The organism is Streptomyces sp. NPDC054841, from assembly GCF_053611045.1.
Genome location: NZ_JBSGZO010000224.1, coordinates 1,526 through 13,796 on the forward strand (window position 1 = coordinate 1,526; position 12,271 = coordinate 13,796).

10 protein-coding genes are annotated in these 12,271 nt (G+C 71.9%); 7 read left to right on the forward strand and 3 right to left on the reverse strand.

The genetic code is table 11. The features are described 5' to 3' along the window. Window positions 1-456: 456 nt before the first annotated feature. Complete coding sequence (locus ACWGI8_RS26170; RefSeq protein WP_453664474.1) at window positions 457-1,380, reverse strand: DeoR/GlpR family DNA-binding transcription regulator; 924 nt, start codon at window positions 1,378-1,380, stop codon at window positions 457-459. Between the two features lie 164 nt (window positions 1,381-1,544). Next, complete coding sequence (locus ACWGI8_RS26175; RefSeq protein WP_453664476.1) at window positions 1,545-2,984, reverse strand: NAD(P)H-quinone dehydrogenase; 1,440 nt, start codon at window positions 2,982-2,984, stop codon at window positions 1,545-1,547. Between the two features lie 161 nt (window positions 2,985-3,145). On the opposite strand from ACWGI8_RS26175, the gene ACWGI8_RS26180 reads away from it, so the two are divergent. The 4 genes from ACWGI8_RS26180 to ACWGI8_RS26195 all read left to right on the forward strand — a co-directional run bounded on the left by ACWGI8_RS26180 (window position 3,146) and on the right by ACWGI8_RS26195 (window position 7,931). Beyond that, window positions 3,146-3,583 carry a gamma-glutamylcyclotransferase gene (locus ACWGI8_RS26180; protein ID WP_453664478.1) on the forward strand — a complete coding sequence of 146 codons (438 nt, stop codon included), beginning with the start codon at window positions 3,146-3,148 and terminating at the stop codon, window positions 3,581-3,583. A 223-nt stretch (window positions 3,584-3,806) separates the two neighbouring features. Continuing rightward, on the forward strand, window positions 3,807-4,619 hold the full coding sequence (locus ACWGI8_RS26185; protein ID WP_453664480.1) for a purine-nucleoside phosphorylase: 813 nt from the start codon (window positions 3,807-3,809) through the stop codon (window positions 4,617-4,619). 237 nt (window positions 4,620-4,856) lie between these two features. Continuing rightward, the gene (locus ACWGI8_RS26190) at window positions 4,857-6,539 is read left to right on the forward strand and encodes a phospho-sugar mutase (RefSeq protein WP_453664482.1); all 1,683 of its coding nucleotides are present in this window, start codon (window positions 4,857-4,859) and stop codon (window positions 6,537-6,539) included. A 195-nt stretch (window positions 6,540-6,734) separates the two neighbouring features. Further along, the gene (locus tag ACWGI8_RS26195; RefSeq protein ID WP_453664483.1) at window positions 6,735-7,931 is read left to right on the forward strand and encodes a hypothetical protein; all 1,197 of its coding nucleotides are present in this window, start codon (window positions 6,735-6,737) and stop codon (window positions 7,929-7,931) included. A gap of 235 nt (window positions 7,932-8,166) precedes the next feature. Here ACWGI8_RS26195 and ACWGI8_RS26200 read toward each other — a convergent pair whose 3' ends face one another. Continuing rightward, window positions 8,167-8,826 carry a PH domain-containing protein gene (locus ACWGI8_RS26200; protein ID WP_453664484.1) on the reverse strand — a complete coding sequence of 220 codons (660 nt, stop codon included), beginning with the start codon at window positions 8,824-8,826 and terminating at the stop codon, window positions 8,167-8,169. A gap of 99 nt (window positions 8,827-8,925) precedes the next feature. Here ACWGI8_RS26200 and deoC point away from each other — a divergent pair, with 99 nt between their 5' ends. The 3 genes from deoC to ACWGI8_RS26215 are packed head-to-tail and all read left to right on the forward strand — an operon-like array spanning window position 8,926 to window position 12,248. Continuing rightward, window positions 8,926-9,873 carry a deoxyribose-phosphate aldolase gene (gene deoC, locus ACWGI8_RS26205; RefSeq protein WP_453664488.1) on the forward strand — a complete coding sequence of 316 codons (948 nt, stop codon included), beginning with the start codon at window positions 8,926-8,928 and terminating at the stop codon, window positions 9,871-9,873. 6 nt (window positions 9,874-9,879) lie between these two features. Next, on the forward strand, window positions 9,880-11,355 hold the full coding sequence (locus tag ACWGI8_RS26210) for an aldehyde dehydrogenase family protein (RefSeq protein WP_453664485.1): 1,476 nt from the start codon (window positions 9,880-9,882) through the stop codon (window positions 11,353-11,355). Next, a complete protein-coding gene (locus tag ACWGI8_RS26215) occupies window positions 11,352-12,248 on the forward strand; it encodes an aldehyde dehydrogenase family protein (protein WP_453664486.1) in 897 nt (298 codons plus the stop codon). The genes ACWGI8_RS26210 and ACWGI8_RS26215 overlap by 4 nt, the downstream gene beginning before the upstream one ends. The last annotated feature ends 23 nt before the right edge of the window (window positions 12,249-12,271 follow it).

Consider the following 12,271-nt stretch of genomic DNA (forward strand, 5'->3'; position numbering starts at 1 on the left):
CGGTACCGCGGGTGACCCCGGAGTGTCCGTCCTCAAACGCCGGACAGGCTTGAGGTACGCCGGTACCGCGGGTGACCCCGGAGTGTCCGTCCTCAAACGCCGGACAGGCTTGAGGTACGCCGGTACCGCGGGTGACCCCGGAGTGTCCGTCCTCAAACTCCCCCTACGCCCTGCGGCGTGGGGGGACCCCCAGACGGGCTCGGGGTCCGCCGGTGGGGGGTGGGGCGGGGCCCCTCCGGGCTCGACTCCTCGGGGCGGCATCCGGCCCCGTACCCATGCGCCCCGGCACGATGCCACCCCTGCGGGGCCGACCCTGCACGGCCCCACCCCTGGCCGTCGCCCGACTGCGGGTCGTGGGGGTGAGTCCGCTTCGGCCCCGCCCCGGGCCGGTTGCCGACTGCGGGTTGTGGGGGGTCCGTTTCGGGCCTGGTCCGGTCGTCGGTGCGGGCCGCGGGGTCAGCGGCGGCGGAGGTCTGCCACGCGGGGGCGGTCGGGCTGGTCCGCCGCCAGGGCCGCGGCCGGGCGGAGGGACGGGCCCGGGTGGGTGCGGCGCTGGCCCGGGAGGGGGACCTCGCGACGGGGGCGGCCCGTGTCGACGGCCGTTCCGGCCACCGCGACCTGGACGCCCTGGTCCGCCAGGGCCTGGAGCTCCGTCAGCGCACGGTCGTCGTGCGGGGGCGGCTCATCGGTCACCAGACGGGTGATCACGTCCGTGGGCACCGTCTGGAACATCGTGTCGGTGCCCAGCTTCGTATGGTCGGCCAGCACCACGACCTCCGCCGCCGCCTGGACCAGCGCGCGGTCCACGCTCGCCGACAGCATGTTGGACGTGGACAGCCCGCGCTCGGCGGTCAGCCCGCTGCCGGAGAGGAAGGCGCGGGAGACCCGCAGGCCCTGCAGCGACTGCTCGGCCCCGCTGCCGACGAGCGCATAGTTCGAGCCACGCAGCGTGCCGCCGGTCATGACGACCTCGACGCGGTTGGCGTGTGCCAGCGCCTGGGCCACCAGCAGGGAGTTGGTGACCACGGTGAGCCCGGGTACCCGCGCGAGCCGGCGGGCCAGCTCCTGCGTGGTCGTCCCCGCGCCGACCACGATGGCCTCGCCCTCTTCGACCAGGCCCGCGGCTGCGTCGGCGATGGCCGTCTTCTCCGCGGTCGCGAGATGGGATTTCTGCGGGAAGCCGGACTCTCGCGTGAACCCGCCCGGCAGTACCGCACCGCCATGCCGGCGGTCGAGGAGTCCTTCTGCCTCCAGTGCCCGCACGTCCCGCCGTACGGTCACTTCGGAGGTCTGGACGACACGGGCGAGCTCACGGAGCGACACGGCCCCGTTGGCACGCACCATTTCGAGGATCAATTGACGACGTTCTGCAGCGAACACGAAACTGACAGTAACCCCAGCGGCGGATACCTTTCAGCACTTTGCGCCGAATAAGGGAAGTTGTGCACGGAGAGGCCCCGAAAGTGGTATGGAGGCCTCCCGCGAACCTCCCGGGTTACCGGGATCGCCCCGGCCGGCCGCCGTCCGCCACCGCCCCGCAGGCGTTACGCCTCGCCCGCCGCCTTGCGCGTGTGCAGCTGACGCGCGACTTCCGCGATCGAGCCCGACAGCGACGGGTACACGGTGAAAGCCTTTGCGATCTGTTCGACCGTCAGGTTGTTGTCGACCGCGATCGAGATGGGGTGGATCAGTTCCGATGCGCGCGGCGAGACGACCACTCCACCGACCACGATGCCGGTGCCGGGGCGGCAGAATATCTTCACGAAGCCGTCCCGGATGCCCTGCATCTTGGCGCGCGGGTTGCGCAGCAGCGGCAGCTTGACGACGCGGGCGTCGATGACGCCGCCGTCGACGTCCGCCTGGGTGTAGCCGACGGTCGCGATCTCGGGGTCGGTGAAGACGTTCGAGGAAACCGTCTTCAGGTTCAGCGGGGCCACCGCGTCGCCCAGGAAGTGGTACATGGCGATACGTCCCTGCATCGCCGCCACGGAGGCGAGGGCGAAGACACCGGTGACGTCGCCGGCCGCGTACACCCCGGGCGCCGAGGTGCGGGACACCTTGTCGGTCCAGATGTGGCCGGATTCCTTGAGGCGGACGCCGGCCTCATCCAGGCCCATGCCCGCGGAGTTGGGGACCGCACCGACGGCCATCAGACAGTGCGTACCGGAGATGACCCGGCCGTCCGCCAGAGTGACCTCGACGCGGTCGCCGACGCGCTTGGCGGACTGGGCGCGGGAGCGGGCCATGACGTTCATGCCGCGGCGCCGGAACACGTCCTCCAGGACCGCGGCGGCGTCCGGGTCCTCGCCCGGGAGCACGCGGTCGCGGGAGGAGACGAGAGTGACCCGGGAGCCCAGCGCCTGGTACGCGCCGGCGAACTCCGCGCCGGTGACACCGGAGCCGACCACGATCAGCTCTTCGGGGAGCTCATCGAGGTCGTACACCTGCGTCCAGTTCAGGATGCGCTCGCCGTCGGGCTGCGCGTCGGGGATCTCGCGCGGGTGACCGCCGGTCGCGATGAGTACGGCGTCGGCGGTGAGGGTCTCCTCGGTGCCGTCCGCGGCGGTGACGACGACCTGGCGGGAGCCGTCCATCGCCTGCCGGCCCTGGAGCCGGCCGCGGCCGCGCAGGACGCGGGCGCCGGCCCGGGTGACCGAGGCCGTGATGTCGTGGGACTGCGCGAGCGCGAGCCGCTTCACACGTCGGTTGACCTTGCCGAGGTCCACACCGACGATCCGGGCGGCCTGCTCGATGTGCGGGGTGTCGTCCGCGACGATGATGCCCAGCTCCTCGTGCGAGGAGTCGAAGTTCGTCATCACCTCGGCCGTGGCGATCAGGGTCTTCGAGGGTACGCAGTCGGTGAGTACGGATGCTCCGCCGAGGCCGTCGCAGTCGACGACGGTCACCTCCGCGCCGAGCTGGGCGCCCACCAGGGCCGCCTCGTATCCGCCGGGTCCGCCACCGATGATCACGATCCGGGTCACTGGGGTTACGCCTCGCGCTCTCGCTCTGCCGGGTGGTCCGTCGGACCCATTGTCCCGCACGCTTCAACCTGCTTCGCGCCGGGGCCTTCGTACCTGCCTGTGACGGAGGCCCGCGGATCGGGACGGGCGGTCACCGCTTCCCCTCCCGTACCCTCGATCCCATGTCGCTCTACGCCGCGTACGCCGGCAACCTCGACGCGCGGCTGATGACCCGCCGCGCTCCGCACTCCCCGCTGCGCGGCACGGGCTGGCTCAACGGCTGGCGGCTGACGTTCGGCGGCGAGCAGATGGGCTGGGAAGGCGCGCTGGCCACGATCGTGGAGGCCCCGCGTTCCCAGGTCTTCGTCGCGCTGTACGACATCGCCCCGCTGGACGAGGACTCCATGGACCGCTGGGAGGGTGTCGGGCTGGACATCTACCGGCGGATGCGCGTACGGGTGCACACCCTGGACGGCGAGGAGCCCGCCTGGGTGTACGTACTGAACGGATACGAGGGCGGGCTGCCCTCGGCCCGCTATCTGGGTGAGCTGGCCGACGCGGCCGAGTCGGCGGGGGCCCCGCACGACTATGTGATGGAGCTCCGCAAGCGCCCCTGCTGACGTGAGCGGGCGGGCTCCCCCGCGCGCACTCCTGCGCATCGCTCCGGAGCCGCCGCCGCTCTCCTGCGTCGGTTTCTTGGGTCACTCTCTCGTGTCGGTTCCGCGCCTCGCTCTCGTGGATCGCTCTCGTGGATCGCTCTTGTGCTTTACGACAAAAGAAGGGTGACGGAGTCGTGAGCATCGTCATCTACGCGCGTAGGGCTTCTCGGGCTACCCTCTTCTTGTGAACGCTTCTGTTACCCACCCGGACCCCCACGCCGCGGCCACCGACGCCGCCGCACGCCTGCGCGAGCTCACGGGCGCCGAGACCCACGACGTCGCCCTGGTGATGGGCTCCGGCTGGGCGCCGGCCGTCGACGCCCTCGGTGCGCCCGAGGCCGAGTTCCCGGTCACCGAGCTGCCCGGCTTCCCGCCGCCGGCGGTCGAGGGCCACGGCGGCAAGGTCCGCTCGTACAAGATCGGCGAGAAGCGCGCGCTCGTCTTCCTCGGCCGTACGCACTACTACGAGGGCCGCGGCGTCGCCGCAGTCGCGCACGGTGTGCGCACCGCCGTCGCCGCGGGCTGCAAGACCGTCGTCCTCACCAACGGCTGCGGCGGCCTGCGCGAGGGCATGCAGCCCGGCCAGCCGGTCCTGATCAGTGACCACATCAACCTGACCGCGGCGTCCCCGATCATCGGCGCGAACTTCGTGGACCTCACCGATCTGTACTCGCCGCGGCTGCGGTCGCTGTGCAAGGAGATCGACGCGTCGCTGGAGGAGGGCGTGTACGTCCAGTTCCCCGGCCCGCACTACGAGACTCCGGCCGAGATCAACATGGTCCGTGTGATGGGTGGCGACCTGGTCGGCATGTCCACGGTCCTCGAGGCGATCGCCGCCCGCGAGGCCGGTGCCGAGGTGCTGGGCATCTCCCTCGTCACCAACCTGGCCGCGGGTCTGTCGGGCGAGCCCCTGAACCACGAGGAAGTGCTCCAGGCGGGGCGCGACTCGGCGGCGCGGATGGGTGAGCTGCTGACCAAGGTCCTGGCGCGGATCTGATGGTCACGGGCTGACGCCCCGGACCCCCGCGGCGCGGGGCGCATGAGCCGGCCCGGTGGTGGTTTCCCCCACCCCGCCCCGCCCCCGCCCCTTCCCGGAACCGGGGCTGCGCCCCGCCCCCCGCGGCAGCTCGGTGCCGTGGCCGATGGCTCGTGCCGGCCGGCCCGCAGGCGGGCACGAGCCCCGGGCCCGGAACGGGGGCAGGCGTAACCGAGCACGCAGACGCTCATGAGGCTCATGACGCTCACAACGACATCAGAGAGGCACACCGTGGCGCAGCACCTGATCGCGCGGGCCCAGGCTTGGCTGGCCGAGGACCCCGACGCGGAGACCCGGGACGAGCTGAGCGAGCTCATCGAGGCTCAGGACACGGAGGAGCTGGCCGCGCGGTTCGCGGGAACGCTGCAGTTCGGGACGGCCGGGCTGCGCGGGGAGCTCGGCGCCGGGCCGATGCGGATGAACCGCGTCGTGGTCATCCGCGCCGCCGCGGGACTCGCGGCGTACCTGAAGGCCCAGGGCCACACCGGCGGCCTCGTCGTCATCGGCTACGACGCCCGCTACAAGTCCGCGGACTTCGCCCGCGACACCGCCGCCGTCATGACCGGCGCCGGCCTGCGCGCCGCCGTGCTGCCGCGCCCGCTGCCGACACCCGTGCTCGCGTACGCCATACGGCACCTGGGCGCCGTCGCCGGCGTCGAGGTGACCGCCAGCCACAACCCGCCGCGCGACAACGGCTACAAGGTCTACCTCGGCGACGGCTCGCAGATCGTGCCGCCGGCCGACGGCGAGATCGCCGCGCAGATCGACGCGGTGGGCAGCCTGCACGACGTACCGCGCCCGGGCGACGGCTGGGAGACCCTCGGGGACGAGGTTCTTCAGGCCTATCTGGAGCGTACGGACGCCGTCCTGAGCCCCCGCTCCCCCCGGACCGCCCGCGTCGTCTACACGGCCCTGCACGGCGTCGGCAAGGACGTGGTGCTGGCGGCGTGGGAGCGGGCCGGTTTCCCCGCTCCGGTGCTCGTCGAGGAGCAGGCCGAACCCGATCCCGCGTTCCCGACGGTCGCCTTCCCCAACCCGGAGGAGCCGGGCGCGATGGACCTGGCCTTCGCGACGGCCCGCGAGGCCCGGCCGGACATCGTCATCGCCAACGACCCGGACGCGGACCGCTGCGCCGTCGCCGTACCCGACGACAGCGTCGCCGAAGGCTGGCGGATGCTGCGCGGTGACGAGGTCGGCGCGCTGCTCGCCGCGCATCTTGTGCACAAGGGCGCGCGGGGCACGTTCGCCGAGTCGATCGTGTCGTCGTCGCTGCTCGGGCGTATCGCGGCGGCCGCCGGACTCGGTTACGAGGAGACGCTGACCGGCTTCAAGTGGATCGCGCGCGTCGAGGGCCTGCGGTACGGGTACGAGGAGGCGCTCGGCTACTGCGTCGACCCCGGCGGCGTCCGCGACAAGGACGGCATCACCGCCGCGCTGCTCGTCGCCGAGCTGGCCTCGGAGCTCAGGGAGCAGGGCCGTACGCTCTCGGACCTGCTGGACGATCTCGCGATCGAGCACGGGCTGCACGCCACCGACCAGTTGTCGGCGCGCGTGGAGGACCTGAGCATCATCGCGGACGCGATGCGCCGGCTGCGCGAGCAGCCGCCCGTCCTGCTGGCCGGGATGCAGGTCGTCTCGGCGGAGGACCTGACGAAGGGCAGCGAGCAGCTGCCGCCGACGGACGGTCTGCGGTACTACCTGGAGGGCGAGTACAAGGCGCGCGTCATCGTCCGCCCGAGCGGCACGGAGCCCAAGCTCAAGTGCTACCTGGAGGTGGTCGTCCCGGTCGCCGGTGCGAGCGAGCTGGCGGCTGCCCGGGTCCGGGCGGCGGACGTTCTCTCGGCGGTCAAGCGCGACCTGGCGGTGGCGGCAGGCATCTGACGGCACGGCCAGGCCGGCGCTCGCGGCGGAACGGCATGGCGGTACGGGCCGGGCGGAACGGCGGTACGGGCCCGGCGCGCCGATCCCCCTGCGGGTGATTCCCGTACGGCAGTTGACGCAGCAGCCCGTGCCCTCGGGCGGAGCCACGGGCCAAGGTGACCCGGTAGCGCATCCCGAGTCACTGGAGCTGCCGCAGTGCCCCCGACCGCCACGCACCGACCCGCTGTCCCCGCCTCCCGTCGGCCACCCGTCCCGGGAGGCGGCGGCGTACCGGGAGCGGATCACCGGCTGTTCCAAGCGCTGGGCCGTGCCGCGCCGGCGCTGGTCGGCTATCTGGCGGTACGGCTGACCGGGCTGCTCGTGCTCGCCCGGTGGACGCATCTCAAGGGGCACGGCGTCTGGCCGGCGCTGGCCACGTCCTGGGACTCCAACTGGTATCTGGGGATCGCCGACCACGGGTACGCGCACGAGCTCGGCACCGCGTTCGACGCGAACAATCTGGCGTTCTTCCCGCTGTATCCGGTGCTGGTGAAGGCCGTCGCGGGGGTGACACCGGGCAGCCGTGCCTCCGTCGCGCTCGTGATCGCGATGGTCACGTCGCTGGTCGCCGCGTGGGGGATCTTCGCGGTCGGCGACCGGCTGCACGGGCGGCGCACGGGAACCGTGCTCACCGTCCTGTGGGGCGCGCTGCCCGTCGCGATCGTCCAGTGGATGGGCTACACCGAGTCGCTGTTCACGGCGCTCGCGGCGTGGTCGCTGTACGCGGCGCTCAGCGGCCGCTGGCTGTGGGCGGGCCCGCTGGCGGCGCTGGCCGGTCTGACCCGGCCGACGGGCGTCGCGATCGCGGCGGCGGTGGCGGTGGCCGGGCTGGTGGCCTTCGTACGGACCCGGGACCGCCGGGCGCTCGCGGGCGCGCTGATCGCGCCGCTGGGGTGGGGCGGTTACGTCGCCTGGGTGGGCCTGCGGGTCGGGCGCTGGGACGGCTACTTCGCCGTACAGAAGCTGTGGCGCAACGAGTGGGACGGCGGGACGGTCACCCTGGCCGAGATCCGGGAGAACGTCGTGTACGACGCCACCCCGCAGCTGCTGATGGTGGTCGTGTCGCTGGTGCTGATCGTGTCCACCGGGCTGTATCTGCTGTGCCTGACGGACCGGCAGCCGCTGGTGCTGCTCGTCTTCACGGGCGTGATGCTGCTCGTCGTCCTCGGCAGCGGCGGCGTCTACTTCCCACGCGCCCGGTTCCTCATGCCGGCCTTCCCGCTGTTGCTGCCGATCGCGGCGGCGGTGGGACGGGCGCGGCGACCGGTGGTGCTGCTGGTGCTGGGCGGGGCGGCGCTGTCGTCGGCGTGGTTCGGGGCGTACATGCTGCTGGTGTGGAAGGGGCCGCCGTAAGACACGGTGAACGCGGGTGCCGGATCCGGCCGGGGTGGCTGGATTCCCGTGTCCGGCCCCACGCCGTCGGCGAAGCGGTCCGGTGCACACGACAGCAGGCAGACCGCTCCGGTTCACACGACAGCAGGCCAAACGGTTCGGTTCACACGACGCGCGGGGCGGTTCACGCCACGCACGCACGCCGGTTCACGCAACGCACGCAGTGCGGTTCACCCGGCCCGCCGGGCAAAGCGGCTCACGCGACGGCGAGCAGTACCGCGAAAGCGACCGCGCCCACGACGGCCGGGCCGAGGATCTCGTACGCCCAGCGCACCTGCGGTTCGCCCTTGGCGCTCGGACGCGTGGCGCCGTGCTCGGCCAGCTCGCGCAGTTCGGCGATCGTCCGGTCGGCGGGCGCCTGCCAGGGCGCGCCGCCGGCGTCGGTGCCGACGGCGGGGTCGACCGCGGCGTTCACGGGCGCACGGCGCCCACGGTCACCCCGGGCCGCCAGCGCCTGCCGGCGGGCGGCCTGCTTGCGCTGCCGCAGCGAGACCGGCACGGACCACAGCTGGTACTTCGCGCCCTCCTGCGTGGTGACCTCGCTGGAGTACCCGGCGCGCACGTCCGCGACGGACGCCCAGGGCAGGGTGATCGTGCGGAACGGGTTCCTGATCCGGAGCCTGTCCTCGCCCGCGAACACGGCGGGCCGCAGGGTGAACGCGACGATCATCGGCACCAGCACGAGCAGACCCGTCAGACCGAGCCAGGGCGTGCGCCCCTCGCCCCGGATCACCGCGTCGCCGCCGATCCAGAAGGTGAGCGCGAGCAGCAGCACGCCGCCCACCAGCGCCATCGGCGAACGGTAGACACGGTCGGCGTAGGCCGGCTCGGAGGGCGGCTGCTCGGGGCTCGTCATGCTCCCGATTCTGCCCCATGCGCCCGGCGCGCCGAATGACGAGTCCCCGGGGCCCTCTGTACAGGTTGCTACGCGCGTAGATATGCTCATCTGGTGACCATGCCCACCATTGCACCTGCATTCGCTGACGTGACCACGTCCGACAGCGCACTGCGCCGCTTCCTGCACGGGCTGCCCGGGGTCGACACTGTCGGCCTGGAAGCGCGCGCCGCGTCTCTCGGCACCCGCTCGATCAAGACGACGGCCAAGGCGTACGCCATCGACCTGGCCATCTCGATGATCGACCTGACGACGCTGGAAGGCGCGGACACCCCGGGCAAGGTCCGGGCGCTCGCCGCCAAGGCCGTCAATCCCGACCCGACCGACCGTACGTCCCCGCGGACGGCAGCCGTCTGTGTCTACCCCGACATGGTGGCCACCGCGAAGGCCGCCCTGGGCGGCGCCGACGTCAAGGTCGCCTCCGTCGCCACCGCCTTCCCGGCCGGCCGCGCCGCCCTCGACGTGAAGCTCGCGGACACCCGTGACGCCGTCGCCGCGGGCGCGGACGAGATCGACATGGTGATCGACCGCGGCGCCTTCCTGGCCGGCAAGTACCTGAAGGTGTTCGAGGAGATCCGCGCCGTGAAGGAGGCCGCGGGCGCGGCCCGCCTGAAGGTCATCTTCGAGACCGGCGAGCTCTCCACGTACGACAACATCCGCCGCGCCTCCTGGCTCGGCATGATCGCCGGGGCCGACTTCATCAAGACCTCGACCGGAAAGGTCGCGGTCAACGCCACCCCGGCGAACACCCTGGTCATGCTCGAAGCCGTCCGCGACTTCCGGGCGCAGACTGGAGTACAGGTGGGCGTGAAGCCCGCCGGCGGCATTCGCACCAGCAAGGACGCCATCAAGTTCCTGGTGCTGGTCAACGAGACCGCGGGCGCGGACTGGCTGGACAACCACTGGTTCCGCTTCGGCGCGTCCAGCCTGCTGAACGACCTGCTGATGCAGCGCCAGAAGCTGGCGACCGGCCGCTACTCCGGCCCCGACTACGTGACGGTGGACTGAGACCCCATGACCATGGACAAGCAGACATCTGCATTCGAGTACGCACCGGCTCCCGAGTCGCGGTCGGTCGTCGACATCGCCCCGTCGTACGGCCTCTTCATCGACGGCGAGTTCACCGACGCCGCCGACGGCAAGGTCTTCAAGACGGTCTCCCCGTCCACCGAGGAGGTCCTCTCCGAGGTCGCCCAGGCCGGCGCCGAGGATGTCGACCGTGCGGTGAAGGCCGCTCGCAGGGCCTTCGAGAAGTGGTCCGCGCTGCCGGGCTCCGAGCGTGCCAAGTACCTCTTCCGGATCGCCCGGATCATCCAGGAGCGCTCGCGCGAACTGGCCGTCCTGGAGACCCTGGACAACGGAAAGCCGATCAAGGAGACCCGCGACGCGGACCTCCCGCTGGTCGCGGCGCACTTCTTCTACTACGCGGGCTGGGCGGACAAGCTCGACCACGCCGGATACGGCGCGAACCCGCGCCCTCTCGGCGTGGCGGGGCAGGTCATTCCCTGGAACTTCCCCCTCCTGATGCTGGCGTGGAAGATCGCCCCGGCGCTCGCCACCGGCAACACGGTGGTGCTGAAGCCCGCCGAGACGACCCCGCTCTCCGCCCTGTTCTTCGCGGACATCTGCCGTCAGGCCGGGCTGCCGAAGGGTGTCGTCAACATCCTTCCCGGTTACGGCGACACGGGTGCCGCGCTCGTCGCGCACCCGGACGTCAACAAGGTGGCGTTCACCGGCTCCACCGCGGTCGGCAAGGCCATCGCCCGCGAGATCGCCGGCACGGACAAGAAGGTCACCCTGGAGCTGGGCGGCAAGGGCGCCAACATCGTCTTCGACGACGCCCCCATCGACCAGGCCGTCGAGGGCATCGTCGGCGGCATCTTCTTCAACCAGGGCCAGGTCTGCTGCGCCGGTTCGCGTCTGCTGGTCCAGGAGTCGATCCAGGACGAGCTGCTCGACTCGCTCAAGCGCCGGCTGTCGACCCTGCGCCTCGGCGACCCGCTGGACAAGAACACCGACATCGGCGCGATCAACTCGGCCGAGCAGCTGGCCCGCATCACGGCCCTCGCCGAGACCGGCGAGGCCGAGGGCGCCGAGCGCTGGTCCGCACCGTGCGAGCTGCCCTCCTCCGGCTACTGGTTCGCCCCGACGCTGTTCACGAACGTCACGCAGGCACACACCATCGCCCGCGACGAGATCTTCGGCCCGGTGCTGTCGGTGCTGACGTTCCGTACGCCGGACGAGGCCGTCGCCAAGGCCAACAACAGCCAGTACGGCCTGTCCGCGGGCATCTGGACGGAGAAGGGCTCCCGCATCCTCGCGGTGGCGAACAAGCTCCGCGCCGGTGTGGTGTGGGCCAACACCTTCAACAAGTTCGACCCGACCTCGCCGTTCGGCGGCTACAAGGAGTCGGGCTTCGGCCGCGAGGGCGGTCGCCACGGTCTGGAGGCCTACCTCGCCCCGTCGACCCCGAAGGGGGAGCGCAAATGAGCTCTGTTGATGTTTCGCGCCTCAGTGTCTTCAAGACCTACAAGCTGTTCGTCGGGGGCAAGTTCCCCCGCAGCGAGAGCGGACGGGTGTACGAGGTGACCGACTCCAAGGGCAAGTGGCTGGCCAACGCCCCGCTGTCGTCCCGCAAGGACGCCCGTGACGCGGTCGTCGCGGCCCGCAAGGCGTTCGGCGCCTGGTCGGGCGCGACGGCGTACAACCGCGGCCAGATCCTCTACCGCATCGCCGAGATGCTGGAGGGTCGCAGGGACCAGTTCGTCCGCGAGGTCGCCGAGGCCGAGGGGCTGTCCAAGGCCAAGGCGGGTGCGGCCGTCGACGCCGCGATCGACCGCTGGGTCTGGTACGCGGGCTGGACCGACAAGATCGGCCAGATCGTGGGCGGGGCGAACCCGGTCGCGGGCCCGTTCTTCAACCTGTCCACGCCCGAACCGACCGGTGTGGTCACGGTCCTGGCCCCGCAGCAGTCGTCGTTCCTGGGCCTGGTCTCCGTGATCGCCCCGGCGATCGCCACCGGCAACACGGTCGTGCTGATCGCCAGCGAGAAGGCCCCGCTGCCCGCGCTGTCGCTCGGCGAGGTGCTGGCCACGTCCGACCTCCCCGGCGGCGTCGTCAACGTCCTCTCCGGCCGCACGGCCGAGATCGCGGCTCCGCTCGCCGCCCACCAGGACGTCAACGCGATCGACCTGACGGGCGCCGACGAGCAGCTCGCCAAGGAGCTGGAGGTCGCGGCCGCGGACAACCTCAAGCGGGTGCTGCGCCCCCGCGCCGAGGACTGGTCGGCGGACCCGGGCACGCACCGGATGACCGCGTTCCTGGAGACGAAGACGGTCTGGCACCCGACGGGTTCGCTGGGCGCGTCCGGCTCCGCGTACTGATGTGCGCCGACGGGCCCGCGGGG

Coding starts and splice junctions, on each gene's coding strand:
- ACWGI8_RS26210 (WP_453664485.1), top strand. CDS start 9,880: ATGACCATGGACAAGCAGACATCTGCATTCGAGTACGCACCGGCTCCC.
- ACWGI8_RS26190 (WP_453664482.1), top strand. CDS start 4,857: ATGACGCTCACAACGACATCAGAGAGGCACACCGTGGCGCAGCACCTG.
- ACWGI8_RS26200 (WP_453664484.1), bottom strand. CDS start 8,826: ATGACGAGCCCCGAGCAGCCGCCCTCCGAGCCGGCCTACGCCGACCGT.
- ACWGI8_RS26215 (WP_453664486.1), top strand. CDS start 11,352: ATGAGCTCTGTTGATGTTTCGCGCCTCAGTGTCTTCAAGACCTACAAG.
- deoC (WP_453664488.1), top strand. CDS start 8,926: ATGCCCACCATTGCACCTGCATTCGCTGACGTGACCACGTCCGACAGC.
- ACWGI8_RS26180 (WP_453664478.1), top strand. CDS start 3,146: ATGTCGCTCTACGCCGCGTACGCCGGCAACCTCGACGCGCGGCTGATG.